The sequence below is a fragment of the Desemzia sp. FAM 23990 genome (assembly GCF_045528485.1).
GTDB lineage: Bacteria > Bacillota > Bacilli > Lactobacillales > Carnobacteriaceae > Desemzia.
In genome coordinates this window covers 1-26,852 of the sequence record NZ_JBGQQW010000016.1, presented here as the reverse complement: position 1 = coordinate 26,852, position 26,852 = coordinate 1, and the positions used below count along the sequence as shown (strand labels likewise).

Sequence of the window (26,852 nt, the reverse complement as noted above, 5' to 3'; positions counted from 1 at the left end):
ATTGGTGACTAATGTTATGAAACAACTAGGAATGACACAGAAAAAGAATACCGCAAATCTCTTTTTGTGGTATTCTCTTTTCTTTATCGTCATAATGACTTCGATTTATGGGTACTTTGTGTACAGCGGGACTTCTTTTATTTGGCAAAGTGACGGATTTACCCAACACTATTTATTGTTTGAAGACTATGTAAGTATGTGGCGGGAATTTTTACTGCATCCAACTGGTGGATTTCAATTTTGGGATTGGACGATCGGTTTAGGTGCGGATGTGATCACTTCTTACGGGTATTATGTAGTAGGAGACCCGTTTGTGTATTTAGGACTGCTATTTCCATCTAGTATGATGGAATTTGCTTTTCATTTTTTGATTGTGCTCAGAATTTACTGTATTGGATTAGCGTTTATTTTTTATGCTCGGAAATTGGGTTTCAGTAATTCTGGGATATTGGCAGGGGTTTTCGTCTATACTTTCGCCCATTATGTAACATTGAATGCTACAAGACATCCTTTCTTTTTGATGCCGATGGTGTTCTTTCCGCTTCTTTGCCTGGGTGTAGAAAAAATATTGCGCAATGAAACAGCCTTTTTATTCGCTGGAGTTGTATTTGTGAGTGCGGCGAGCAATTTTTATTTCTTCTATAAATTAACGATATTGATTTTTATCTACGCTATTTTTCGATATCTTGATCTATACCGTTTAGAAAAACCATTCAAAGAGTTTTGGAGTTATTTCTTCAGAGCTTTATATAGTTATTTAGTGGGTGTGTGCATGTCTGCGGTTGTGTTGTTCCCGGTGATTTGGGGATTCTTGCAATCATCAAGAGGATCAGGGGAAATGGCGAGCGGTATGACATTATACCCACTGCAATATTACATTGCTCTTTTAGCGAATGGATTTATTTCAGAAAGCTATTTATGGACTGTACTTGGGTTTGCTGGGATAGTCATGCTTGTCATCCCGCTGATGTTCACCAGACGGAAGTTATTCGGCTCTATTCCATTTATGTTGATCCTGTTTACAGTTATGCTGCTGTTTCCGCTATTCGGATCGATTATGAATGGGTTCTCTGGCCCATATAATCGCTGGACATTTGCTATTCCATTATTCTTAGGGATAGCAGTGGCACAATTTTATCAACACCGATTTGATTGGACAAAAAAAGATCGGCGAGCAATGGCGATAGGTGCACTTATTTTTGGCGTCTTATCGATCGTTCCGCAAGTGATAGACGGTTTTTCGCTTGCTCGAACAGTACCTTTGATTGCGGCACTAGTGGCATTGGCTGTCATCGTGACAGCTGCAAAACTCCAACATGTTGGCAAATGGGCAACGAAGCAGAGTAGTCTCGCTTCTTCGATCATTCTTTTATCGATCATCGCAAATGTGATTTTCAATGCGCAACAGTATTATTATCCATTTGGTCAAAATAAAATGTCCGCCTTGTTGGATTACGGAACAGCTGATGAGCAATACGCACAGGTATTTGATGGTGTGGAAGAAGAAATTCCTGATGTCGAAGAAGAGCCGTTTCGAATTGGTTTAACGGCAAAAGACAATCACATCAGAAACCATATGATTTACTTGGAACGAATGGGGATGACTTCTTATTTATCGATTACTAATGGTGCTGTGGCTGAATTTGCCAGCCAATTAGAAGTTGGATCGTTTCAATTGATCCAACCGGTCCGTAATGGATTTGACGATCGCCGCATTGCGAATCATGTCATGGGAGTCCAATATATCGTTACAGCTTTAAAGAATGAAAAATACTTGCCATACGGTTATGAAGTGGTTTATCGTTCAGAAGGAGACAATGCTCATTTAGTAGCTGAAACGGATCAGGCATATCCATTTGCTTATGCGAATGACGCTTTTATGAGCAATACGGAGTTCGAGAAGTTGAATCCGGTGGAAAAAGAAGAATTTCTTTCGACTGGTTTTACGGCTGATGAAGAAAAGGTGGACTCCGCTAAACTGGCTTTATTTGAGGATCGTTTAACGACTCAATCTGTGGATACAACGATCAGCAGTCAAGATGAAGAAAAAATAACCATAGACGGCGATAAAATTTACGTTCAAGACAGTGATGGAAAAATAGCGATTCGCATCAATGATCTGGAAAATATTCGTAACAGTGAAGTGTATGTTTATTTAGAAGGACTCAATCATGAACCAAAACCGAGAGAATCTCTAAACAGAGTGAATACGAGTTTTAATACAACAGTAGCATTTAATGACAGAAATAAAATTATCCATCAATCCGACGAATTAAGCTTTAGTTCGTATATTCATCGAGAAAAAATGTTGTTCAACTTAGGTTATCAATCTGGAGATGAATCAGATACAATCACGCTTCAGTTTGAAAAGCCGGGAGTATATGACTTGGAAGAGATTACGGTCTATGCTCTGCCAATGGATGAAGCCTACGATGATAAAGTAGCTGAGAAGCGCGAAAACCAGTTGATGATTACGAACTTTGAAAATGAACGAGTCTCTGGTACGATTTCTTCAACAGAAGACACCGTGTTAGTAACTTCGATGCCGTATTCAATAGGGTGGTCAGCAAAGATCAATGGAGAAGAAATAGATCCGATCAAAGTGAATTATGGCTTTATCGGGATTCCACTTGAAGCTGGGGAATCTGAGGTACTATTCTCTTACCAGACTCCTTTTTTTAAAACAGGTTTAGTCGTTAGTGTGATCGGTTTTGCATTGTATGGTTTTGAATGGTGGAGATTTAAGAAGAAAGTTCAGTCATAATAAAACAGCGCAAAAGGCTAGGTAAAATGGACTAGTCTTCTGTGCTGTTTTTATTGACTCTTCATCTTCTAACGTTGGTAAAGAAATTTCCTCCGGCCTATGGGGTTACTTGTGGAAAGCCATGGGAACGCCTTGGCCGAATACCGCATCTCAAGGCTTGCAAGCGTCAAACTTAGTGTAACGGCTAAAGCCGAACACTAAGTAATTGCCATGATTGTTGCTGCTTCAGCAGCTTACAAGCATGGTACCCTTGGGCGTACGCCACAGTGTTTCCTTTTTTTTGCATCCTTATTCATGGCTATAAGCAACCCCATACTCCTCCATAAATTTCTAAGAATGAGTTTTTAAAAGGTTTAGCATTGAAAAGGAAACTGTTTTTATTCATTAACGTCAAATATTATAGAACCTTTTTATTTAGCGTTCTTTTAACGTACTGATATGCTGTACATTCTCCAAATCAATGATTTCATTTACTACACGAGATAAAGGGAAATCTTCTGGAAGTCCAACAGTATAGTAATTGGAGTAGGCAGGAGCCTGATTTTCAGTGCTGTCTAAACTATGCTGTTCACTGAATAGTTTGATGTTGTTTTCAATGAAATACTGTTTTATGGCCTCTTGGGTTTCTTTGCCGATATATTTGATATAAATCAGATTCATATTGGGGGAACCGAATAAACGTTTAATAATTCTTAATACGAGCAAAACAGCGACTGTACTGGCAACCGTCAAGAAGTAATACCCCATTCCAACAGAGATGCCAATTCCGGCAATTGCCCAAATAGAAGCGGCAGTTGTTAAACCAGAGACATTTCTTTTAGTGACAATAATGGTTCCAGCACCTAAAAATCCAATACCGCTGACGATCTGAGCTGTTAAACGAATAAAATCTGTACTAAGCGTACCGGCTAGATCAGGATTTTCAATCACAGTTTCAATAATATCAAAACTGGCCTCAACTTGAGCCATCGCCATCACTGCAGCACCCACACACACCAGCATATGGGTCCTTAGACCTGCGTCGTGCCCTTTTGCTTCGCGTTCAAAACCGACAGCACTTCCGCACAGGATAGCTACGCTAATGCGAATGAGAATTTCTATATTGCTTAATTCATACATGCAGATCCCCCTTTCTATTTTCTCAAAATAAAGCACTAAAAAGGTGTTATGCTCTTATTTTTAATATAGCTTTACGGTGTAAATTTGTCAAAAAGGAACGTAAGAATAAACAGAAATTAAAAAAAGATTAAAATTTTGAAACCGATTTATATTTTGATTGTTTTTGAACGATAATGGTGGTAAAGTAATGGTGAAGAAGGTGTGTATAATGTTAACAGAAGAACGTTATCAATATATATTAGACAGATTAGCCCAGCGTGGTCTAGTCAAATCACAAGATTTAATGAAGGAAACAGACTGTTCAGAGTCTACTATCCGAAGAGATCTGGATGTCTTGGAAGAAAGAGGTTTGTTGGTTCGTGTGCATGGCGGAGCCAAACGGATTTATGAAGTTGAACGAGAACTTCCTGTAGTAGAAAAAACACTCAAAAACGTTCAAGAGAAAAAAGAAATCGCCGAGTATGCAGCAATGCTGGTCAAAGATGGAGATACGATATTTCTTGATGCTGGAACTACAACGTTGTATATGATTCCATTCTTAAAGCATAAGAATATCCGTATTGTCACTAATGCGGTACAGCAAGCCAGTTTGTTGGCTGATCAGAACAATGATGTGATATTGATTGGCGGAGTATTAAAAAACACCACTAAAGCGGTCATCGGGGCTATTGGATTAACTCAACTGAGCCAATACCGATTCAATAAAGTTTTTCTAGGCATTAACGGCATCGATATTGAATATGGACTAACTACGCCAGATCCCGAAGAAGCAGCTATCAAAAAACAAGCTATTCAAAATAGTGCAAAAGTTTTCGTATTGGCTGACAAAACGAAATTCAATAAGGTTACATTTGATAAAGTGGATAACCTTGAGAATTCTATTATTGTCAGTAATGAACTGGACCGAACAGAATTTGAAGCCTACTTCAAAGCCACAACTATAATGGAGGTAAAACATGATTTACACAGTAACATTGAATCCATCGATTGATTACATTGTTAAAATTCCAGCTATTCAAGCGGGAGAATTAAATCGGATGGAGAGCGACATAAAGCTTCCAGGGGGAAAGGGTATAAACGTCTCTCGTGTACTCAATAACCTAGGCCAAGCCACAACAACTTTAGGATTTCTTGGAGGATTCACAGGTCATTTCATTTCAAATTGGCTGACTCAAGAAGCTATTCAAACCCGTTTTATTGAAATCAAGGAAGACACACGAATCAACGTAAAAATAAAAGCAGATGTAGAAACAGAGATCAATGCTGCGGGACCAGCTATCACTCAAGAAGAAGCAGATCAATTGCTGCAGCAACTAGATGAGTTGACTGTTGAGGATGTAGTTGTGTTATCGGGAAATAAACCGCCAACACTTCCAGCTGATTTCTACCAAAAGATGATTGAAAAAATCACTTCTCATGGCGCTCAATTTATTATTGATACAGCGGGAGAAGAATTATTGAATGCCCTTAGTTCTAATCCGTTGCTAGTAAAACCGAATCATCACGAACTAGCTGATTTATTTGATGTTTCATTCCAGTCGGTAGAAGAAATGATTCCTTATGGGAAAAAATTGCTTTCTTTAGGAGCAACCTATGCAGTTATTTCTATGGCAGGAGACGGAGCTTTATTCTTTACGAAAGAAGCTGTTTATCAAGCCAATGTACCTAAAGGGAAAGTGAAAAATTCAGTTGGTGCTGGAGATTCAATGGTTGCAGGATTTATAGGAACACTAGTAGAAACAAACGATGAACTTGAAGCTTTCAAGAGAAGCGTCGCGACAGGTAGTGCAACAGCTTTTTCTGACGACTTGGCAACAAAAGCTGAAATCGAATCGCTCATCAACGAAGTACAGATTTCTAAAATAGATTAGTGGAACTTTAATAGGAGGAATTGAGTATGAAGATCAACGATATTTTGATCAAAGATGTTATGATCATGGATCTGAAAGCACAGAGCAAAGAAAGTGCTATTGATGAAATGATCAGCAATTTAAAGAAACATAATCGAATCAGCGATGTAGCAACATTTAAAGAAGGAATCATGAAGAGAGAGCAACAAACGTCTACAGGTCTTGGAGACGGAATCGCTATGCCTCATGCAAAAAATAAAGCTGTGAATGAAGCAACGGTTTTATTTGCTAAAAGCAATGAAGGGATCGATTATGATTCATTAGACGGCCAACCTGTTTATTTATTCTTTATGATAGCGGCTCCTGAAGGCGCAAATGACATTCACTTGCAAGCTTTAGCTAATTTATCTCGCTTTTTGATTCGTCCAGATTTTGTAGAATCGTTAAAAAATGCCTCAAGTGCTGATGAAGTACAAGAATTGTTTGAAAAAGCAGAAGAAGTAGAAAATCAGGATGCTGTTACGGAAGCTCCTGAAGAAAATACTGTTTCTGAAAGACCCTTTGTCGTAGCTGTTACAGCTTGTCCTACAGGTATAGCACATACGTTTATGGCTGAGGATGCTTTGAAAAAGAAAGCAGCTGAAATGGGCGTAGACATCAAAGTAGAAACAAACGGAAGCGGTGGAATCAAAAACCGCCTAACGACTCAAGACATCGAACGTTCTGTGGGTGTTATCGTAGCGGCGGATAAACAAGTTGAAATGGCTCGCTTTGACGGTAAACCAGTATTGCAACGTCCGGTAAGTGACGGTATTCGAAAAACAGAAGAGTTGATTACAAAAGCCATCAATAAACAAGCGCCGATTTTTTCATCTGGCGGACAAAAAAGCGAGTCAACGGTAGATAACGAAGAAAAAGGATCTGTATGGAACCGGGTTTATAAAGATTTAATGAATGGGATTTCACACATGCTGCCATTTGTAGTTGGTGGTGGGATCTTAATGGGTCTGTCATTCTTGTTTGAGAACCTGTTAGGTAAAGAAAGTGAAGTATTTCTATTCTTAAACTCTATCGGTAATCATGCATTTGGGTTCTTGATCCCGATTTTAGCAGGGTATATTGCCCTTAGTATTGGCGATCGACCAGCTTTGATGCCTGGTATGGTCGGTGGAGTAATGGCTGTAGCAAGTAACGCAGGATTCTTAGGCGGTTTGGTAGCTGGTTTCTTAGCAGGATATTTGATGATCGGTTTGCAAAAAGGTTTGAGCAATCTGCCTAAGTCATTAGAAGGTATCAAAGCGATTTTATTGTTCCCAGTACTTGGTTTATTGCTTATTGGATTATTGATGTATTTCATTGTAGGACCGATATTTGGTTCGATCAATGCAGCGATGATCAGTTTCTTGGAAAACTTAGGAACTGGAAATGCTGTTATATTAGGTGCTTTACTTGGTGGTATGATGTCTATTGATATGGGAGGCCCATTCAATAAAGCTGCTTATGCCTTTTCAATCGGAATCTTTACAGATACTGGCGATGGAAGTTTGATGGCAGCCGTTATGGCTGGTGGAATGGTGCCGCCTTTAGCTATCGCTTTAGCAAGCACTTTCTTCAAGAATAAATTCAACGCTGATGAAAGAAAATCAGCTCTTTCAAACTATGTGATGGGAATTTCGTTTATCACTGAAGGAGCCATTCCGTTTGCTGCAGCTGACCCAATGCGCGTAATTGGTTCTTCAGTAGTAGGTTCTGCTATTGCAGGGGGCTTGACTCAATTGTGGAATGTAACAGTTCCAGCGCCTCATGGTGGAATATTTGTAGCAGGACTATCTAACCATGTTGGATTGTTTGTCTTATCCATTGTAATCGGAATGGTAGTAGCTGCTGTGATTCTTGGCTTATGGAGAAAACCAGTAGCAGACGAAGATTCAGCTTTAGATCTTAAATAGAAGAATAGGTGCATAAGAGAAAGATGACGTCGGCAGGTGAAAACTTGCTGACGTTTTTTTTAAGGGTCTAATCTTCTAAGAAAAAACTTTCTTTGGAAGAGTGAACCAAGTATAGTACCTTGTTTTATATCAGATGATTCTCTATATAAAAACAGTTGCTCAGTAAGAAGAATCGTCTCTTCCTGCTGAGCAACTGTTTAATTTGATTACAGAATCACATAGTAAATCATAATGCCTGCTATTCCTGAAAGAATCATCACATGGATGGGGCCTAGTTTTGTCTTGCGTAAAAGTACTAACCCAATCATAAAGAGTATAACTGAAATCCAATTTAGGTTTCCGAGAGCTATAGGGAAGTTTGCTGCTCCAAACATAGCCGTCAAAAAGATGGTTAACCCAGCAGAAGCGATCAACGCCACTACAGCTGGACGTAAACCCTTAAGGATACCATCCATAAGTGGGATTCCTTTATATTTATAATACAATCTAGCTAGCAGGACTACAATAATGCAGGAAGGAGCAATACAGCCAAGAGTTGCGACAACAGACCCAGGGAGACCTGCTACTTTTGTACCTACAAAAGTAGATGTATTAATGGCAATAGGTCCAGGAGTCATTTGAGATATTGTAACGATATCAATAAACTCTGTACTCGATAACCAATTGTTTTGATGGATCACTTGTTCTTCGATCAAAGGTAAAGCTGCATAGCCGCCACCAAAACTAAAGAGACCTACTTGAAAGAAACTCCAAAATAATTTTAAGTAAACCATGTTTTATGAATCCCCCTTTTGATTATGAGGCCCTTGTAGTGAAGTGTAAGCTCCAACAGCACCACAAATAAGTAAAATAATCACGATATTGATGTTCAAGAATATCGCAGCAATAAAGGCTAGTACCATCATCACAATAGGTAAAACTTGCTTACCTTTAATGATTTTCGCAGACATATCGATCACTACACTGACAATAACTGCAGCAACACCAGCTTGCATTCCTAGTAACAAAGCGCTGACTACAGGGTTATCTCTAAAAGCTTGGTAAAAGAAAGAAATAATCGTAATGATGAACAATGGGGGGAGAATTGTCCCAATAACGGCTATTAAAGAGCCTAATATACCTGCCATTCGATACCCAACAATAATGGAGGTGTTAACAGCAATAGGGCCTGGAGCAGATTGTCCAATAGCTACCAGATCCAACATCTCTTCTTCATCGATCCATTGAAGCTCTTTTACAAATCGTTTTTGCATAAGTGGAACAATTACATATCCTCCGCCAAATGTAAAAGCACTTAATGTTAATGTAGAAAGAAACAATGTCCAGTAAAACTTAATATCTTTTTCCATTTGAACCTCCTAAAAAATCTGATACTTACTACATTATACTGTAAACAACACCGCGAATCATTTCAACCTTTTAAGAAAACAAATGATTTTTGAAAGGGAATAAAAAACAAAAGAATTCTCTTTCAATCTAAATATGATATGCTTAATAAAGAAAACCGCATGGATAAAGTGAATATTTGCTCTTAAGCTGAAAAAGAAAATGCGGTAAAATGGTAGTAAGATTATGTATAGTAGGAGATAGCAGATGAATTTATTAGTGACTTGCAATGAAAATTACTTACCTCCTCTCAGAACGATGTTGTGGTCAGTATTTAAAACAAATACAGAAGAAACGCTCGCTGTTTATTTTATGCACAATGACATGCGCAACATTAAACTGCAAGAGATAAATGACTTCATTGTGGCTAACGGACATGAGTTTTTTCCAATTAATTGCCATGATTTATTTGAAATGGAAACGACGGTTAATCGGTATTATTCAATTGAAATGTACTATCGTTTATTAGCTCCATTTGTGTTGCCAGAAGACTTGGACAGGATTCTGTATTTAGATCCAGATATTGTCAATCTGAATCCTATAACGGATTTTTATTATCAAGATTTTAAACAGAATTTATTTGTGGCAACTACACATGATTATTTGACGAAATGGATCCAGCCGATCAACAATATTCGATTGAATATGTTAGAATCAAAAGGGTATTTTAATACTGGAATCATCCTGATGAATTTGCCTGCCATTCGTGCAAGCAAACAACAAGAAGACGTTTTGTCTGTGATCGAATTGTACAAAAAAAGATTGTTGTTACCGGATCAAGATGTTTTTAATCACTTGTATTGGGATTCTATTTTAGAAGCGGACTGGAGAATTTATAATCTGGATCCGAGATATTATTCAAAAGCTAATGTGCTCTTCCCAAAAGATTACAATGTGGAATGGGTAGAACAGGAAGTAGTCTTTATCCATTATTGTGGAAAGCAAAAACCATGGAATAAAAGAGAAGACTACAAATACAAATTAGGTGAGTATTATCACCAATATGAAATGGAACACAAAGCAGGAGATACTTTGGATCTGGCACTGGAAGAACAATAACAGAATGAGAATAAGAAAGAAGGAATACTTGATGACAAAACATTATGACTATATAGCTATCGGTGGCGGTAGTGGAGGGATTGCTTCTATCAACCGAGCAGGAATGCATGGAGCAAAGGTAGCTTTAGTAGAAGCGAATGAACTGGGTGGAACTTGTGTCAATGTCGGTTGTGTACCTAAAAAGGTTATGTGGCATGGAGCCCAATTATTGGATGAAATGAATTTGTATGCTGAAGATTACGGAATCAGCATTCCTGAAAAAAAATTCAATTTTGCCAAATTAGTCTTGAACAGAGAAAAATACATTGATCGTTTGCATACTGTATACGAAAGCGGCTTGAACAGCAATCATGTAGACTTGATCAGAGGATTTGCTACCTTTGTAGATAACCACACGATCGAAGTAAATGGTGAACAGTATACGGCGGATCATATTTTGATTGCCACAGGAGGACGTCCTTCAAAACCTAACATTCCAGGAGCAGAATTAGGTATCGATTCCGATGGTTTCTTTGCATTAAATGAACTGCCTGAGAGAATCGCTATAGTTGGAGCAGGATACATTGCTGTAGAATTAGCTGGAGTAACCCATGGATTTGGAGTAGATACGCATTTATTCGTCCGCAAACACGCTCCATTAAGAACATTTGATTCTATTATTAGTGAGGGATTGGTAGAAACGATGGAACGAGAAGGCGCTACGTTACACACATTTGCCGTTCCAAAAAAAGTTGAAAAAGAAGCAGATGGTAGTTTAACGATTCATTTTGAAGATGGCGCTACTCATAATACAGATACCATTATCTGGGCTATCGGACGTGAAGCCAATACTGAAAACCTCAATTTAGAAGCTACCGATGTTGAATTGACTCCAGCAGGACATGTCAAAGTGGATGAATACCAAAACACAACGGTTGAAGGGATTTATTCAATCGGAGATGTTACAGGCCGAATTGAATTAACACCTGTAGCTATCGCAGCAGGACGTCGTTTATCGGAACGATTGTTTAATGGGAAAACTACGGAGAAATTGGATTACACAAATATCCCATCCGTTATTTTCAGTCACCCGCCGATTGGAACAATTGGTTACACAGAACAAGAAGCGATTGATTTACACGGATCAGAAGACATTAAAGTGTACCAAGCGAAATTTACTTCAATGCACAGTTCGATCACAAAAAATCGCCAAAAAACCTATATGAAATTAGTCTGCCAAGGGCCAGAAGAAAAAGTGATTGGTTTGCATGGGTTAGGGAATGGAATGGACGAAATGCTGCAAGGATTTGCCGTGGCCATCAAAATGGGAGCTACCAAAGCAGACTTCGACAACACAGTAGCCATCCACCCAACCGGAGCAGAAGAATTCGTTACAATGAGATAGAGAGTGGAGAATGACGTGTTGCTCATCGAATATAACTTTCCCCGCCACAGTCAGGCTTTTTTCCTGACAGTGGCGGGGTAAATTATAGGCGTATGAGCAGTCATTCGCAGCTCGTCTAGAAAGCAGAGAGCGGAGTAAGGCGTTTAGCTCTCCGAACAAAATAGAAGCAACACTAGTCAGGTGCACTTTACCTGACTAGTGTTGCTTCTATTTTTGGGCGTGTGAGCTGCCTTACGCAGCTCGTTTTAAAAAGAGAGTGAAGTAAGGCGTTTAGTTCTATTGTTTGGCATATGCTCTGTCCTACACACCTCGTTTTAGAAGTAGTTTGTTTTGGCTTATTGTACGGAATGGGAAAAAATAGTATTCAGGTACCGTATATCACAAAAGAGGTGAAAAAAGCAGTTGAATTGTGAGCTATAGGGGTTCTAGCTCACAAAAGAAGTGGTAAAAGTAGTTGAATTGTGAGGTATAGGGGTTCTAGCTCACAAAAGAGGTGAAAAAAGCAGTTGAATTGTGAGGTATAGGGGTTCTAGCTCACAAAAGAGGTGAAAAAAGCAGTTGAATTGTGAGGTATAGGGGTTCTAACTCACAAAAGAGGTGGAAAAAGCAGTTGAATTGTGAGCTATAGGGATTCTAGCTCACAAAAGAAGTGGAAAAAGCAGTTGAATTGTGAGCTAGAAATTTTTAAATTCAAAATTGAACCAACTTAGACTTTCTACCAATGCTAAGTGATGAAAATATCCCAAATAACTAATAATAGTTAAAAAATCCGTTTTCACACAATGTATTCAGTCGGTTATTTAAAACAACCTGCAAAACACGAACATTAGAAACTTTTAATCACTCATTATATGATTTTTCCTTGTCATTTTATGATGTAGCTCCTATAATGAGGAAGCAAAAGAAAACTTCTAATATAATTTAAGCGATATGGGCTTTGAGTTTCTACAGACCACCGTAAACGGTCAACTATTAGAGAAATAAAGTGTGGAACATTTTTCCATGCTATAAAAGTGTATTTGTGGATTATTAAACGGACCTTATTTTTGTTTATTCCCCACAGCCGCCTCTTATTTCTTTGACCAGTTTAAATTCAAACTTGCTGTAGCTTATATTTTATAAAGAAAAATAGTATCAATCTTTCTTTTGTAAATAAGAAAAAGGTAGGCTACAAGACAATGGAAAATTTTTTCAAATTTAAAGAAAATAACACAACTCTTTCTACAGAAATCATTGCAGGATTAACAACCTTCTTTGCTATGTCATACATCATTTTCGTCAACCCGGCAATTTTGTCTTTAACTGGAATGCCTTCACAAGCAGTTTTCCTAGCAACATTGATTTCTGCAGCAGTCAGTACTTTAGTCATGGGATTATTTGCTAATGTACCTTATGCATTGGCACCCGGTATGGGCTTAAATGCTTTTTTCACTTATACGGTTGTATTTGCCTTAGGATTTACATGGCAAGAAGCACTAGCGATGGTATTTTTGTGTGGATTGTTCAATATTTTAATTACTGTCACAAAAATCCGCAAAATGATTATTCACTCTATTCCAATGGGATTACAACACGCTATCAGTGGAGGAATCGGTGTTTTTATCGCTTACATTGGAATCAAAAATGCAGGTTTCCTTCAATTTACTTCTGAACCAGGAAACATCCAAACCATCAACAATGCTCCATTTGACGCTGCAAATTCAGCTTATGAAGGAGGAATCTCCAGCATCGTAAGCGGTGGCGGGATCGTTCCTGCGTTAGTTAACTTCACAAGTCCAGGCGCTCTTTTAGCTTTAATCGGGTTGATCGTTACAGTTATTTTGATGGTCATGAATGTCAAAGGTGCTGTTTTAATCGGAATCGTTGCAACCACCGTTATTGGTATTCCAATGGGAGTAGTAGACATCTCCAGTATTTCTAATCCGGCTAATTCTTTAGGAAATGCATTTAGTGAACTTGGGGAAACATTTGGTGTGGCATTAGGCTCACAAGGGTTAGGTTCTTTATTCAGTGATCTTTCTCGTATGCCTTTAGTGTTGATGACTATTTTTGCTTTTAGTTTGTCAGATGTATTTGATACGATCGGTACATTTATTGGTACTGGTCGAAAAACAGGTATCTTCTCACAAGAAGATGAAATGGCTTTAGATGACAGTGCTGGATTTAAAACAAAAATGGATAAAGCTCTTTTTGCAGATGCCATCGGAACTTCTGTTGGAGCTATTTTAGGAACATCTAATACCACTACTTACGTGGAAAGTGCAGCCGGTATCGGTGCAGGGGGAAGAACTGGTATGACAAGTGTAGTAATAGCGCTCTTGTTCTTATTGACTAGTCTGTTTTCTCCATTAGTGTCCATCGTTCCAACTCAAGCAACTGCACCAGCTTTAATCATGGTCGGAGTTTTAATGATGTCATCGTTCATGGAAATCAAATGGGATGATTTGGAAGAAGCTGTGCCAGCATTCTTCGCTTCTATTTTTATGGGATTGGCATACAGTATCTCTTATGGTATCGCAGCAGGCTTTATTTTCTATATCATTGTTAAAGTAGCAAAAGGCAAAACAAAAGAAATCCATCCAGTATTGTGGTTTTCAGCAGGACTATTTGTTTTGAACTTCTTGATTTTAGCTTTCATTTAAACTTAATTTTTAATCACAGAGCTGAAGCAAATTTTTATTGCTTCAGCTCTTTTTTGAATATTTTACAGAACCGTGGCGGTTTCTTTGAATAAAAAACAAGAACAGCCTATAATAACGGTAAGTACGAAGAACAGTTGGAATGAGAGGATGAGTAGGATGGCAAATAAAGAACAAATAAAAGAGCCTTTTTTCGCTCAGGATGTAGAAACGGTTTTTAACAAATTTGAAACATCCAAAGAAGGTTTATCAACTTCAGAAGCAGAAAAGCGGATCGAGTCATATGGGCATAATCAGCTCAATGAAGAAAAACAAAAAAGTGTCATCGTCAAATTCTTTGAACAGTTCAAAGATTTCATGATCTTGGTTTTGATTGCAGCAGCTCTGATATCAGCATTTTTCGGTGATGTAGCTGATGCGGTGATTATTTTAGCGGTTGTTATTTTAAATGCTGTTTTAGGTGTGTTTCAAGAAGCGAAAGCTGAAGAAGCTATCGCATCCTTAAAGAAAATGTCTTCTCCAGAAGCACGTGTAAGACGGAACGGCTCTGTAGTACATATCAAAAGTGAAGAGTTGGTTCCGGGTGACATTGTCTTACTAGAAGCTGGTGATGTGGTACCGGCAGATATGCGTTTATTTGAAAATGCTTCCTTAAAAATAGAAGAATCAGCCCTCACTGGAGAATCAGTTCCTGTTGAAAAAGAGTTGACGCTGATAGAGGATGAGAAAGTCGGTATCGGTGATCGAAAAAATATGGCTTTTATGAACAGCAATGTCACTTATGGACGTGGTGAAGGGATTATTGTTGGAACGGGAATGGCGACAGAAGTTGGTAAAATTGCGACTATGTTAGCTTCTTCGGAAGAAACGATGACACCACTACAAAATAATTTAAACCGATTAGGAAAATATTTAACAATTGCCATCATTATTATTGCTGTTGTGATGTTTGTGGTGGGGCTTTCCAATGGACGTGATTGGGTAGAAATGCTATTGACCTCTATTTCTTTAGCGGTAGCGGCTATTCCAGAAGGATTGCCAGCGATCGTGACGATTATTTTATCACTGGGAACCCAAAAGATGGCGAAGCGAAAAGCTTTGATTCGAAATCTGCCAGCGGTGGAAACATTAGGGAGTACGGATATTATTTGTTCAGATAAAACTGGAACATTGACTATGAATCAAATGACCGTGGAAAAAATTTATACCAATAATGTTTTGCAAGACGCAAGTGAAGAGATAGGTATGGATTCGCCGGTCATGAAAGTTATGACATATGCAAATGACACCAATATATCTGGCGAAGGAGAATTGATTGGAGATCCAACAGAAACAGCCTTGATTCAATTTGCATTAGATAAAAAGCTGGATGTTAAAACAGCTTTGGAAAATGAACCGCGTGAAGCAGAAGTTCCTTTTGAATCGGAGCGTAAATTGATGTCAACGATTCATAAGATGGCGGATGGAATGTACTTTATTGCTACTAAAGGAGCACCGGATGAATTACTGAAAAGATGTACCAAGATTGATATCAATGGAGAATTGCAACCATTGACAGAAGACAGTCGAACGGCTATTTTAGATACGAATCATGATATGGCTACTCAAGCACTACGGGTTTTAGCGATGGCTTATAAAGTGGTTAGCACGGTTCCTTCAGAAGTAAATACTCAAACGGTGGAAACGGATTTGATCTATGCTGGTATGGTCGGGATGATAGATCCTGAAAGAGAAGAAGCTAAGGATTCCATCAGCGTGGCTAAGACAGCTGGTATCCGTTCGATCATGATCACTGGAGACCATAAAGACACTGCAGCTGCGATTGCTGCACGATTAGGGATCATTGAAAAAGGGCAGTCAGAAGCCGTTATTACAGGTGCGGAATTAGATCAGATCGATGATGCTGCATTTGCTAAGTCGGTCAAAAAATATTCTGTTTATGCACGTGTTTCGCCAGAGCATAAAGTTCGAATCGTCAAAGCTTGGCAAAAAGCGGGTAAAATCGTAGCCATGACAGGAGACGGAGTAAATGACGCTCCAGCTTTAAATACCGCAGATATTGGTGTGGGTATGGGAATAACGGGAACCGAAGTATCTAAAGGAGCCAGTGATATGGTCCTTGCAGATGATAACTTTGCGACTATTGTAGTTGCCGTAGAAGAAGGGCGAAAAGTATTTACCAATATTCAAAAAGCGATTCAATTCCTATTATCTGCCAACTTGGGAGAAGTGCTGACGTTATTCATTGCTACTTTACTAGGGTGGAGCGTACTTGGACCAGTGCACATCTTATGGATCAATTTAGTAACTGACACTTTTCCAGCTATCGCACTTGGATTGGAACCGGGTGAAAAAGACATCATGCAAGAGAAACCGCGTGGAAAAGAAGCAACATTTTTCTCCAATGGTGTTTTTCCTAGTATTGTGTACCAAGGAATTATAGAAGGAGCTCTTACGTTAGGTGTTTATTGGTGGGCAACACACAATCCTGTACATGTAGGCAATGAAGAATTGATTCATTTAGATGCTTTAACAATGACTTTTGCAACATTAGGTTTATTGCAAATCTTCCATGCTTTTAACGTAAAGTCGATTGAAAAGTCTATATTCACAGTAGGAATATTTAAAAATAAAATGTTTAATTTGGCGGTTGTTACTTCAGCTGCCCTTTTAGGAATAGTCATATTGGTTCCTGGATTAAATAGCTGGTTCAGTGTAGCAACGTTAAATCTTGAACAATGGTTAATAGTATTAGGTACATCGTTCTCTATTATACCAATTGTAGAAATCATCAAGTTCTTTATCCGAAAATTTATGAAGTAACTAATAAGCCCCATTCTTTGTGAAAAAGGATGGGGCTTATTATGTAATTTGGTTGCTTTTTTCACATAAAACAGTTACTATTTATAAGTCTCTAGAATTTTGTCATTATCAGATTCTAGGACTACCAGTCGGAAAACTAGGTAGTCTGGGACCTTTAATCCTATGATCAAAAAATGCTTTCCAGTCATGGGAGAGCGATATTAAAGGGAGAGTTTATATGACAACAGTATCTATTATTTTAGTATTGGTATTATTTGTCGCTGTTTTGTTTGGGCTATGGAAAATGCAAACAAAACATGTGAAGTTTTCAACTCGTGTATTTGCGGGTTTAGGAGCAGGGGTAGCTTTTGGTGGTCTTTTGCAATTATTATTCGGTTCTGATGGAGCAGTTACAACAGAAACCATCAGTTGGATCAATATCGTTGGACAAGGATACGTAAGATTCTTGCAAATGTTGATCATGCCATTGATTTTTGTCTCTATTATTGGAGCATTTACAAAAATTGAAAACAGTAAAAACCTAGGGAAAATCAGTACTTCAGTATTGACGACTTTGTTGGCCACTACAGCGATTGCTGCTTTGATCGGTATCGGAAGCGTCTTACTGTTTAACTTAGATGGAGCTGAATTTACTCAAGGAGATGCTGAAACAGCTCGTATCGAACAAATAACCGAAACTTCGGCCCAAGTAGAAGATCTATCTCTTCCAGAACAAATTGTTAATTTTATTCCGAATAATGTATTTGCAGATTTAGCTGATTCAAGAGATACAAGTACCATTGCAGTTGTAATCTTTTCAGCATTTGTAGGAGTTGCTTATCTAGGAATTTCTAGAAAAGATCCGGAAAATGCTTCTTTCTTCAAAAAAATCATGGATAGCTTGTATTCCATTGTGATGCGTATCGTAACATTGGTATTGCGCATATCTCCATATGGTATTTTTGCTTTAATGACAAAAATGTTAGCTACTAGTGATTTCAATGCCTTAGTAAACTTAGGGGTATTTGTCATTGCATCTTATTCAGCTATTGCCGTGATGTTTATTATTCATATGTTGATTTTATCAGGGTTTAAAGTAAACCCATTCACATATGTGAAAAAAGCACTCCCAGTATTAAGTTTTGCATTTACTGCTCGTTCAAGCGCTGGTGCATTGCCGCTAAACATTGAAACACAAACAAAAGCTTTAGGTGTAGATAGTGCCTCAGCTAACTTTGCTGGATCATTTGGTTTATCTATTGGGCAAAACGGTTGTGCAGGGATTTATCCTGCGATGTTAGCAACCATTGTTGCACCGACTGTTGGAATCGATGTATTTAGTCCTTCATTTATTATTACGTTGGTTGCAGTAGTAACCATCAGCTCATTTGGTGTTGCTGGTGTAGGTGGTGGAGCAACGTTTGCTGCTTTGATCGTTTTAGGTGCTTTGGATTTACCGATTGCCATTGTTGGATTGTTGATTTCGGTTGAACCGATTATTGATATGGCTCGTACGATGTTGAACGTAAATGACAGCATGTTAGCTGGAGTTGTTTCTTCTAGAGTTGTCCACACATTAGATGATGATATCTTAAATGATAAAAATGCAGTTGTGACTAGCGAAGCATAAAAAAATAGATGATTTAAAGATATGGGCTAGGTTAAGAAATCCATTCTAGTCTTGATAGAAACGAAACATGCCGCTTTCTCCTGATTTAACTAGGGGGAAAGCGGCATGTTTCTTTATTTTGTATTCCTAATGAGCAATAGTCTTAAAGATGATAACATTCCTGCTCTTTTAAACAAGTTGCGTAAGGCAGCTCACACGCCCAAAAATAGAACCAGCCGTAGTCAGGTGCACTTTACCTGACTACGGCTGGTTCTATTTTGTTCGGAGAGCTAAACGCCTTACTCTATTCTTTATTCGTAACGCAATGCTTCGATTGGGTCTAGTTTAGCTGCTTTTCGGGCTGGATAGAGTCCGAAGAAGATTCCTACTGCACTAGAGAAAAGTAGGACTAGTACAACAGAGCCGAGGGTGATATTTGGAACGATATTCAAGGCATTTGAAACTCCTGTTGCCAGTAAAATACCTAGGATAAGCCCAATGGTTCCGCCAATTAAACAAAGGATAACGGATTCCATCAAGAACTGTACTAAAATGGTTCTAGTTGTTGCTCCCAAAGCTTTTCGTGTACCAATTTCGCGGGTGCGCTCGGTAACGGAAACCAGCATAATGTTCATCACACCAATCCCACCAACGAGTAGAGCGATTCCGGCTACTGCGGCAATGAAATTAATAAATAAGCTTAGCACTTGATCCACTTGATCGAGTGCTTGTAGGAAGTTGGTAGCTGAATACCAGTTTTCCCCTACAGCATCATGCCTTGTTTCTAGAATACGCACAATCTGAGTTGAAACCGATTCGATAGTATCTTTATCGGCTACTTGAATCGTTAAACTGTTGATTCCGCCCAGAGTAGGATTTAATTTTTCCATTGTTGTCAAAGGAATTGATGCATATAAAGGCATTTGACTCAAATCAAATGAGCCTTGCAAATCTTGGAAAGTTCCTTCAACAATTCCGATAACGGTCAAATCCAATTGATTTCCTGAATCTCCTACCAATTTGATTTGTTCTCCTAGAACTTCTGTCCGTCCATTAAATAAAGCTGCAGCGGTATCTTCACTAATCACAATGACATTTTTTCCATCGGCGTAGTCATTTTGATTAAAGTAACGTCCACTGATGATGGTGCTTTCCATAACTTGATTGGTATATTGAAGATCGGGTGTACCGTAAGAGATAACGGATTGTCGACTATCAAAATCTGACTGCATAGAAGCTATTGCTGTGTTGTCTGGTGAAATACGTTCAATTTCTGGAATAGCTTCTTTTAAAGCTAAGATATCATTTTCTGTAATCGGGTCTGTTTCAGAGGCTTCGTCAGTTGTAGAAAGTGAAATTGTTGAAGCGCCTAAGTTATTAAATGTGCCAGTAATTTCTTCTGTAGCACCATTTCCGACACCTAAAATCGCAATTACGGCTGCTATACCAATGATAATTCCTAACATGGTAAGAAAGGAGCGCATTTTATTTGCCAGAACGCTATCGATCGCCATTTTAAAATTTTCACTAAAATTCAAAGAGTAACAGCTCCTTTCTATATTATTTTTTGAGTTTGATTGTGGTCATCTTGGATTTCTCCATCTCTAAATAAGACCATCCGTTTTGTGTATTCCGCGACTTCCGGTTCATGTGTGACCATGACTACAGTGGTTCCTTCAGCATTGATTTCTTGGAAAATACGCATAATTTCTAAAGTCGTTTTAGAATCTAAATTCCCAGTTGGTTCGTCTGCCATCAAAACGGATGGTTGATTAACGATGGCACGAGCAATAGCTACACGTTGTTTTTGACCACCAGAAATTTCATTGGGGCGGTGTTTCACTCGATCACTCAAACCAACTCTGTCTAAAGCTTTTAAAGCTCTTTCGCGTCGTTCTTTTTTAGGAATATTAGCATAAACCATCGGCAATTCCACATTCTCTAAAATAGTCATCCGCGGCATCAAGTTAAAGGATTGAAAAATAAACCCGATTTCCTTGTTGCGGACCAGAGCACTTTCGTTATCCGACAAATTGCTCACATCTTGACCATTTAAAAAATACGTGCCGGCATCAAAGCGATCCAATAAGCCTAAAATGTTCATCATTGTTGATTTTCCAGAACCACTTGGTCCCATGATAGAAGTAAATTCGCCTTTTTCAATCCGCAAATTAATTTTATTTAAAGCGGTTAGAGGTTCCCCACCTGTATAATACGTTTTAGTAATACCTTTAATTTCGATCACTATTATCTACCCTCTATTCTTTGTCTTGAGTCGTTACAGTCAAGCCGTCTGTCACATCTTCACTTGGTGAAAGAACAACGGTATCGCCAGCAGTTAAACCAGAAAGTATTTCTACTTTCGCAGTAGATTGAAGTCCAATTTCTACTGGTGTATTTTGAACGACATCATTTTTTACCACATATACGAAAGGCTCATTTTCATTGTTGTAAACCAATGATTCTATTGGAATCGTTAAGGCGTTTTCAGCACTATTTGTGGTGATGTCTGCATCAATATCAAAACCAGCAATCAAGCCTTCTGGATTTTCATCAAATGAAATCACAGCATTTAATAGTTGAGTAGATCCTGTTGCACCAGTAGTTTCTATAGCTACTGGATCTACATGTGTGACAGTACCAGAATAAGTATTGTCTCCACTTGATAACTCAACGGCTTGGTCTACTTTTACTAAAGGAGCATCTGATTTAGTTAATTGAATCGCAACTTCTAATTCATTTAAATCTGACAAAACAACTGCAGGAGTCCCAGTTTGAGCACTTAAATCAGGCTCATCTTCAGAAGCGTTGACCGCTGTCACAGTACCTGCAAAATCGGCTTCAATATTGACTCCATCGAATGAAATCAATGTATCTCCTTCTTCAACAGTATCATTCACAGCAACCGGTAAATCAGAAACAGTACCTTGTCCAGATACTTCTTGCGTTTGGCTAGGCTCAACCAGTCCAGTCAAAGACAATGTCTCTGTAATGGTTTCTTCTGTTACTGTATCGGTACGTACTGTTAAAACTTCTTCCTTATTATTTGCAAAAATAAGGGTATATCCTATTAAGGCAACTGCTGCTACGGCAACTATGATGCCGATGATTTTTTTCCAATTCATCAAAAAAACTTCCTCTCACTATTCGACTAATTTTTAACTATACGTCTTTATTATAAAGCGAAAAAATAGAGACGTCTATTTTGTTGCCAAAACTTAAGAAAGAATTAGAGTCTATCTTTTAGCCTATTTGTATTTTTTCTGTATAATAAAGTATATAAATGCTAAGAGAGGCGTTGCTTTATGAAACAAGAAATTTTTGCAATAGGCGATGTTCATGGAGAAATCACTTTGTTCAAAGAGATGTTACAGAACTGGGATGAAGAGACACAGCAACTTGTTTTGATAGGGGACTTAGGAGACCGTGGGGAAAATCCAAAAGAGTGTTTCGCTTTAGGGAACTCTTTAGTGGCCGAAAAAGGAGCTATTTGTTTACGAGGAAATCACGAAGAGATGCTGCTTGGTTTTCTGCGTCAACCGGAACAAAATTATTCATTGTATGCAATGAATGGTGGAGGGAAAACCATTGAAACCTTTTTGCATCCAGGTGCGGAAGACGAATATTCGGCTGTAGAAATAGCCAGTATGATCAAAAATCATTACCCGTGGTTAGAGTTTTTTTTAGAGAACTGCTTACTGTATTATGAATGGGAAGACTATATTTTTGTGCATGCTGGAGTCGACTTATCTAAGAAAGATTGGAAAAAAACCGCCGCAAAGGATTTTGTATGGATTCGCGAAGGTTTTTACGATCAGAAAAATAAGACAGGCAAAAAAATAGTTTTTGGACATACCATAACTCCAATGCTATATGGTGATAATAAAACTACTGATGTATGGACCAAAAATGACCTTATTGGTATTGATGGCGGTGCTGTGTACGGAGGAGCTTTGCATGGAGTTCGTTTCGATAAAACAGGGATCGTAAAAGATTACGCTATTCCAAATAAAAACAAGGGATTGTGGGAATAAAAAGTAGAAAAAGCATGGTTTGGGATATGGTGTCTCAAACCAATTGCTTTAGTCTAAAAAAAATTAAGGGGAGAAAAAATGATTCAATTTGAGAAAGTATCCAAAGAATACCAAGAAAATAAACCAGTAGTCTCCAACTTAAGCTTTGAAATTCAAGATAACGAATTTTTTGTGTTTATTGGACCTAGTGGAAGTGGCAAAACGACCACTTTAAAAATGATCAATCGCCTGATTCCATTAACAAACGGCTATATTCGGATTGATGGGAAAATGATCAGTGAGTACAAATTAAATGAATTGCGTTGGAATATCGGCTATGTATTGCAGCAAATTGCATTATTTCCACATATGACGATTGAGGAAAACATTACGGTTGTACCAGAAATGAAGAAGTGGCCTAAAGAAAAAATGAAAGAACGTGTCACAGAACTATTAGCTAGTGTAGGGTTGGATCCAGAAAGTTATCGGAACCGCAAACCAGCTGAATTATCGGGTGGAGAACAACAACGAATTGGAATCGTTCGCGCATTAGCAGCGGACCCGGATATTATTTTAATGGATGAACCGTTTAGTTCGTTGGACCCTATCAGCCGGAGCAGTTTACAGCAAGACTTGCTACATATGAAAGAGACTTTGAATAAAACCATTGTCTTTGTAACGCATGATATTAGCGAAGCTTTAACGTTAGGTGATCGTATCTGCTTATTTAACAAAGGAGAAGTTGTGCAGATTGGAACGCCTCAAGAAATCCGAGAGCAGCCTAAGAATGACTTTGTACGAGAATTTTTAAAAGCTGGGAATATAGTTTCAGAACAACGTCGAACAGTAGGCGATTTAGTAAAAGCAGGTTATATGGACAAAAGAACGGCAGACGTTGAGGGTGCTCCAAGCCTCAATATTTATGCGACCATCGAGGAAGCGACTGGCGTATTAGCTAAAGCATCAAACGTAAAGGTCATGAATGAGAACCAAGAATGGATTGGAACTATTTCACAACAACAACTTCTTTCTTACCTGGCCGATAACGTTCAGGAAGGAGGAAACCGCTAATGCAAACATTGATCGATACATTTGTAGAACGAAGAGAGCAACTGTGGACCACTTTATTAGAACATATCGAATTGTCATTGATTTCATTACTAATAGCCGTTTTGATCGCTATTCCCATCGCAATAGCTTTGACTTATCGAAAAAAATGGGCAAACCCTATTATTCAAATTACTGCAATTTTCCAAACGATTCCTTCTTTAGCTTTACTAGGGTTATTGATTCCGCTGGTAGGTATTGGACGACTTCCCGCCACCATCGCTTTAGTGATGTATGCATTGCTGCCAATACTGCGCAATACCTATATCGGTATTGTGGATATTGATCCTTCAATGACTGAAGCTGCAGATGCAATGGGGATGAATGCCTTTCGAAAATTAGTGAAAGTCCAAATCCCAATGGCACTTCCTGTCATTATGGGAGGAATCCGTAATGCAATGGTCTTGATTGTCGGAACGGCTACAATTGCTTCATTGATCGGGGCAGGAGGTCTAGGGGATCTTATCTTACTAGGAATCGACCGAGGAGATAACTCACTGATCTTGTTGGGAGCTATTCCATCCGCGTTACTAGCGATTTTGTTTGATGTCTTTTTGGGTGTTTTGGAAAAAATCTCCTTTAGAAAGACGATTATTGTATTAAGTGTAGTGTTAGGTTTGATGGTGATTGGTTTTGTTGCTTCATGGCTAACCAATTCTGAAGAAGAAATTACGATTGGTGGTAAATTAGGTGCTGAACCCACTATTCTGATGCATATGTATGAAGATTTAATTGAAAGCCAAACCGATATTTCTGTAGCATTAGAACCTAATCTAGGGAAAACAACCTTCAACTTTAATGCCATCCAATCTGGAGACATCGATATTTATACCGAATACACTGGAACGGTGTTGGCCACTTTCTTAGATGAACCGCTTGAGTCATCAGACGAAGCAGCAGTTTATGAACAAGCTAAAACCGGTTTAGAAGAGCAATATGAGATGACTTTACTGGATCCAATGGATTTCAACAACACTTATGTATTGGCGGTCACTGAAGAGTTGGCTGAACAATATGATTTGGAAACTTTTTCTGATTTGATTCCGATTGCTGACGAAATCAAAGCTGGATTTACATTAGAGTTTTCAGACCGAGAAGATGGATATCCGGGGATTCAAGAATTATACGGGTTAACATTTGGCAGTGTGGAAACAATGGAACCAAATATCCGCTATCAAGCTGTTGAAACTGGAGACGTCAATCTAGTAGATGCTTATTCTACGGATAGTGATATTGAAGCCTATAACTTAGTTCAACTAGAAGATGATTTAGGCCTATTCCCACCTTATCAAGGAGCTCCATTGATGCTGATAGAAACGTTGGAAAAATACCCGGAATTGGAAGGAATATTGAACCAATTAGGTGGGAAAATAACTGACGAACAAATGCGCCAAATGAATTATGCAGTAGATGTAGAAGGCAAGTCGGAAGATGAAGTAGCGCATGAATTTTTAGTAGAAGAAGGATTAATGCCGAACTAGCAAAAAATGAGTAAAGGAAGACGTAAATGAAGATAGGAGTTATTTCTGATATTCATATCGATTCAAATAAAAAGGCTATTCCAGCAGGGAGCACATTTGCCAAAACATTAGCTAAACAACTTCATCAAAAGGATGTTGATCTATTGCTGTTGGCTGGAGATATCAGTAGTGATTACCATCTTTCGCAAAGTTTTATGGATAAGTTAAAAGAAGAAACGACTTGTCGAGTTCTGTTTATTCCTGGAAACCATGATTTCTGGTCTCGAAAGAATGGGGAAGAAGATACCAAAAAGATTTACGATTTTTTCAAACAACAACCAGAAAGCATTCTTGAAAAGCCTTATATCATCAATGACAAATGGGCTGTGGTGGGCAATTCGGGATGGTACGATTACGGATATGCGGATGATGAGCAATATACAAAAGAAGATTTTGACCGGATGAAGTATCGGATTGGTGCTTGGAACGACAAATATTATGTGCATTGGGGCAAAGAAAACCAAGAAGTTGCGCAGTGGATGTTGGATAAGATAGAAGAAGATATGGAGAAAATCGGAGATCGCAACGTGATTCTTATGACCCATATCGCTACTCATCCGCAATTCGTGGTGCAGCTTCCTAATCGAGTATATGATTATTTTAATGCCTTTTTAGGCAGTTCTTCCTATGAATGGCTGTATCAAAAATACCCTATTAAATACAGCATCATGGGGCATGTTCATTTTAGAAAGACGTTACGTGATGAGGAAAGAACCTACATCAGTGCGTGTTTAGGCAACAAAAAGCATTGGCGTAAAAAAAATATTGAAACCGAGATTGCCAGAACTATGGTGATGTTTGAAATTGACTAGATAATAGATATAGATGGCAGGAGTGAAGCTTGATTGAGCTTTACTCCTGTTTTTTGCGTGGATTTTTAGAGATAGAGGTTTTATCTCACAAATTGGCAAGATTCAGAAGCTGAAATGTGAGTGATGGGAGCTCTACTTAACAAAGTAACAAAATTTAGAGATTCATTTGTGAGTGATGATACTTTTAAGTAACGAAAGATGACAATCGAACTGTTAAATCGTCAGTAAAAAGGCCTTTGACTAGTTTAATCTTTTGAACCACTATCAATCAAAATAAGTACGACGAACCTCATGGAATCTAATCGGTTTTTCCACTTTCTAGGCTAAACGCTTTTCTCCACTCTCTCATTAAACGAGTTGCGAAAAGCAGCCTATACGACGTATAAGCTAATCCTAACTGTCAGGTAAAGAGCACCTGCCTGTTAGGATTTTCTTATAGTCGATAGGCTAAACGCTTTTCTCCACTCTCTCATTAAACGAGTTGCGCATGGCTGCTCATACGCCTATAAGTTACTCTTCTAACTGTCAGGAAAGTTCGCCTGACTGTAGGAAGAGTATCTTATATTCGATGAGCAAAACGCCATTCTCCACTCTCTGCTTCTTAAACGAGTTGCGCAGAGCAGACTACATGTCTATAAGAAGATTTTGACCTGTCAGGAAAGTGCACCTGACTGGTCAAAATCTTCTTATAGCCAGTAGTCTAAACGCTCTGTGTCAAGCGAAAGTTAAAATGTCCTAAAACCAAGGCTCACATTAATGCAAGCTTTTACTTCGCAAAAGCTTGCATTAATGTGACCGAATTTGTTAAAATTAGTCCTAAGCTGTTTGTTCAGCTTCGT

At 38.4% G+C, this 26,852-nt stretch carries 19 protein-coding genes and 1 riboswitch; of the genes, 13 read left to right on the top strand and 6 right to left on the bottom strand.

Going from position 1 to position 26,852, the window contains the following annotated elements:
* The first annotated feature begins 4 nt into the window (after window positions 1–4).
* Window positions 5–2,764 (top strand): YfhO family protein, encoded by a 2,760-nt coding sequence (locus ACEN4I_RS07660; RefSeq protein WP_407102635.1) that lies wholly within the window; start codon window positions 5–7, stop codon window positions 2,762–2,764.
* 414 nt (window positions 2,765–3,178) lie between these two features.
* On the opposite strand, the gene ACEN4I_RS07655 is transcribed toward ACEN4I_RS07660, so the two are convergent.
* Window positions 3,179–3,883, bottom strand: a complete 705-nt coding sequence (locus ACEN4I_RS07655; protein ID WP_407097260.1) for an MgtC/SapB family protein — start codon at window positions 3,881–3,883, stop codon at window positions 3,179–3,181.
* Between the two features lie 208 nt (window positions 3,884–4,091).
* Between ACEN4I_RS07655 and ACEN4I_RS07650 the strand changes: the two genes are divergently transcribed.
* Genes ACEN4I_RS07650 through ACEN4I_RS07640 form a run of 3 tightly spaced genes read left to right on the top strand, consistent with a single transcriptional unit; the run spans window position 4,092 to window position 7,682 of the window.
* Window positions 4,092–4,874, top strand: a complete 783-nt coding sequence (locus ACEN4I_RS07650) for a DeoR/GlpR family DNA-binding transcription regulator (RefSeq protein ID WP_407102619.1) — start codon at window positions 4,092–4,094, stop codon at window positions 4,872–4,874.
* Window positions 4,840–5,754: a 1-phosphofructokinase gene (gene pfkB, locus ACEN4I_RS07645; RefSeq protein WP_407102621.1), complete on the top strand. Its 915-nt coding sequence runs from the start codon at window positions 4,840–4,842 to the stop codon at window positions 5,752–5,754. The genes ACEN4I_RS07650 and pfkB overlap by 35 nt, the downstream gene beginning before the upstream one ends.
* Before the next feature lie 26 nt (window positions 5,755–5,780).
* A complete protein-coding gene (locus ACEN4I_RS07640; RefSeq protein ID WP_407102622.1) occupies window positions 5,781–7,682 on the top strand; it encodes a fructose-specific PTS transporter subunit EIIC in 1,902 nt (633 codons plus the stop codon).
* Between the two features lie 206 nt (window positions 7,683–7,888).
* Here the strand turns inward: ACEN4I_RS07640 and ACEN4I_RS07635 are convergent, their stop codons facing one another.
* Both ACEN4I_RS07635 and ACEN4I_RS07630 read right to left on the bottom strand, forming a co-directional pair.
* Complete coding sequence (locus ACEN4I_RS07635; protein ID WP_407097256.1) at window positions 7,889–8,455, bottom strand: chromate transporter; 567 nt, start codon at window positions 8,453–8,455, stop codon at window positions 7,889–7,891.
* A 3-nt stretch (window positions 8,456–8,458) separates the two neighbouring features.
* Window positions 8,459–9,031: a chromate transporter gene (locus tag ACEN4I_RS07630; protein WP_407102623.1), complete on the bottom strand. Its 573-nt coding sequence runs from the start codon at window positions 9,029–9,031 to the stop codon at window positions 8,459–8,461.
* A 244-nt stretch (window positions 9,032–9,275) separates the two neighbouring features.
* Between ACEN4I_RS07630 and ACEN4I_RS07625 the strand changes: the two genes are divergently transcribed.
* From ACEN4I_RS07625 to ACEN4I_RS07605, 5 genes are all read left to right on the top strand, one after another.
* Window positions 9,276–10,127 (top strand): glycosyltransferase family 8 protein, encoded by an 852-nt coding sequence (locus tag ACEN4I_RS07625; RefSeq protein WP_407102625.1) that lies wholly within the window; start codon window positions 9,276–9,278, stop codon window positions 10,125–10,127.
* 31 nt (window positions 10,128–10,158) lie between these two features.
* Window positions 10,159–11,511, top strand: a complete 1,353-nt coding sequence (gor, locus tag ACEN4I_RS07620; protein WP_407102626.1) for a glutathione-disulfide reductase — start codon at window positions 10,159–10,161, stop codon at window positions 11,509–11,511.
* Between the two features lie 892 nt (window positions 11,512–12,403).
* Window positions 12,404–12,503, top strand: a riboswitch (purine riboswitch).
* A gap of 186 nt (window positions 12,504–12,689) precedes the next feature.
* Entirely contained in the window at window positions 12,690–14,153 is a 1,464-nt protein-coding gene (locus tag ACEN4I_RS07615) for an NCS2 family permease (RefSeq protein WP_407097252.1), read from the top strand.
* A gap of 156 nt (window positions 14,154–14,309) precedes the next feature.
* Window positions 14,310–16,973, top strand: a complete 2,664-nt coding sequence (locus ACEN4I_RS07610; protein ID WP_407102627.1) for a cation-translocating P-type ATPase — start codon at window positions 14,310–14,312, stop codon at window positions 16,971–16,973.
* Window positions 16,974–17,190: 217 nt separating this feature from the next.
* Window positions 17,191–18,582, top strand: a complete 1,392-nt coding sequence (locus tag ACEN4I_RS07605) for an L-cystine transporter (protein WP_407097250.1) — start codon at window positions 17,191–17,193, stop codon at window positions 18,580–18,582.
* Between the two features lie 290 nt (window positions 18,583–18,872).
* Here ACEN4I_RS07605 and ACEN4I_RS07600 read toward each other — a convergent pair whose 3' ends face one another.
* The 3 genes from ACEN4I_RS07600 to ACEN4I_RS07590 are packed head-to-tail and all read right to left on the bottom strand — an operon-like array spanning window position 18,873 to window position 21,686.
* Window positions 18,873–20,099 (bottom strand): ABC transporter permease, encoded by a 1,227-nt coding sequence (locus ACEN4I_RS07600; protein ID WP_407097249.1) that lies wholly within the window; start codon window positions 20,097–20,099, stop codon window positions 18,873–18,875.
* A 17-nt stretch (window positions 20,100–20,116) separates the two neighbouring features.
* Entirely contained in the window at window positions 20,117–20,806 is a 690-nt protein-coding gene (locus tag ACEN4I_RS07595) for an ABC transporter ATP-binding protein (RefSeq protein ID WP_407102628.1), read from the bottom strand.
* 13 nt (window positions 20,807–20,819) lie between these two features.
* Window positions 20,820–21,686: an HlyD family efflux transporter periplasmic adaptor subunit gene (locus ACEN4I_RS07590; protein WP_407102629.1), complete on the bottom strand. Its 867-nt coding sequence runs from the start codon at window positions 21,684–21,686 to the stop codon at window positions 20,820–20,822.
* A gap of 180 nt (window positions 21,687–21,866) precedes the next feature.
* Here ACEN4I_RS07590 and ACEN4I_RS07585 point away from each other — a divergent pair, with 180 nt between their 5' ends.
* From ACEN4I_RS07585 to ACEN4I_RS07570, 4 genes are all read left to right on the top strand, one after another.
* Window positions 21,867–22,595 (top strand): metallophosphoesterase, encoded by a 729-nt coding sequence (locus ACEN4I_RS07585; RefSeq protein ID WP_407102630.1) that lies wholly within the window; start codon window positions 21,867–21,869, stop codon window positions 22,593–22,595.
* A gap of 78 nt (window positions 22,596–22,673) precedes the next feature.
* Window positions 22,674–23,645 carry an ABC transporter ATP-binding protein gene (locus ACEN4I_RS07580; RefSeq protein WP_407102631.1) on the top strand — a complete coding sequence of 324 codons (972 nt, stop codon included), beginning with the start codon at window positions 22,674–22,676 and terminating at the stop codon, window positions 23,643–23,645.
* On the top strand, window positions 23,645–25,162 hold the full coding sequence (locus ACEN4I_RS07575) for an ABC transporter permease/substrate-binding protein (protein WP_407102632.1): 1,518 nt from the start codon (window positions 23,645–23,647) through the stop codon (window positions 25,160–25,162). The genes ACEN4I_RS07580 and ACEN4I_RS07575 overlap by 1 nt, the downstream gene beginning before the upstream one ends.
* Window positions 25,163–25,188: 26 nt before the next feature.
* Window positions 25,189–26,013 carry a metallophosphoesterase gene (locus ACEN4I_RS07570; RefSeq protein WP_407097243.1) on the top strand — a complete coding sequence of 275 codons (825 nt, stop codon included), beginning with the start codon at window positions 25,189–25,191 and terminating at the stop codon, window positions 26,011–26,013.
* Window positions 26,014–26,852 lie beyond the last annotated feature (839 nt).

What these genes read in the sequence shown, in the direction of transcription:
- ACEN4I_RS07655 (WP_407097260.1), bottom strand. Translation starts at nt 3,883, where the DNA reads ATGTATGAATTAAGCAATATAGAAATTCTCATTCGCATTAGCGTAGCT.
- ACEN4I_RS07650 (WP_407102619.1), top strand. Translation starts at nt 4,092, where the DNA reads ATGTTAACAGAAGAACGTTATCAATATATATTAGACAGATTAGCCCAG.
- pfkB (WP_407102621.1), top strand. Translation starts at nt 4,840, where the DNA reads ATGATTTACACAGTAACATTGAATCCATCGATTGATTACATTGTTAAA.
- ACEN4I_RS07640 (WP_407102622.1), top strand. Translation starts at nt 5,781, where the DNA reads ATGAAGATCAACGATATTTTGATCAAAGATGTTATGATCATGGATCTG.
- ACEN4I_RS07635 (WP_407097256.1), bottom strand. Translation starts at nt 8,455, where the DNA reads ATGGTTTACTTAAAATTATTTTGGAGTTTCTTTCAAGTAGGTCTCTTT.
- ACEN4I_RS07630 (WP_407102623.1), bottom strand. Translation starts at nt 9,031, where the DNA reads ATGGAAAAAGATATTAAGTTTTACTGGACATTGTTTCTTTCTACATTA.
- ACEN4I_RS07625 (WP_407102625.1), top strand. Translation starts at nt 9,276, where the DNA reads ATGAATTTATTAGTGACTTGCAATGAAAATTACTTACCTCCTCTCAGA.
- gor (WP_407102626.1), top strand. Translation starts at nt 10,159, where the DNA reads ATGACAAAACATTATGACTATATAGCTATCGGTGGCGGTAGTGGAGGG.
- ACEN4I_RS07615 (WP_407097252.1), top strand. Translation starts at nt 12,690, where the DNA reads ATGGAAAATTTTTTCAAATTTAAAGAAAATAACACAACTCTTTCTACA.
- ACEN4I_RS07610 (WP_407102627.1), top strand. Translation starts at nt 14,310, where the DNA reads ATGGCAAATAAAGAACAAATAAAAGAGCCTTTTTTCGCTCAGGATGTA.
- ACEN4I_RS07605 (WP_407097250.1), top strand. Translation starts at nt 17,191, where the DNA reads ATGACAACAGTATCTATTATTTTAGTATTGGTATTATTTGTCGCTGTT.
- ACEN4I_RS07590 (WP_407102629.1), bottom strand. Translation starts at nt 21,686, where the DNA reads ATGAATTGGAAAAAAATCATCGGCATCATAGTTGCCGTAGCAGCAGTT.
- ACEN4I_RS07585 (WP_407102630.1), top strand. Translation starts at nt 21,867, where the DNA reads ATGAAACAAGAAATTTTTGCAATAGGCGATGTTCATGGAGAAATCACT.
- ACEN4I_RS07580 (WP_407102631.1), top strand. Translation starts at nt 22,674, where the DNA reads ATGATTCAATTTGAGAAAGTATCCAAAGAATACCAAGAAAATAAACCA.
- ACEN4I_RS07575 (WP_407102632.1), top strand. Translation starts at nt 23,645, where the DNA reads ATGCAAACATTGATCGATACATTTGTAGAACGAAGAGAGCAACTGTGG.
- ACEN4I_RS07570 (WP_407097243.1), top strand. Translation starts at nt 25,189, where the DNA reads ATGAAGATAGGAGTTATTTCTGATATTCATATCGATTCAAATAAAAAG.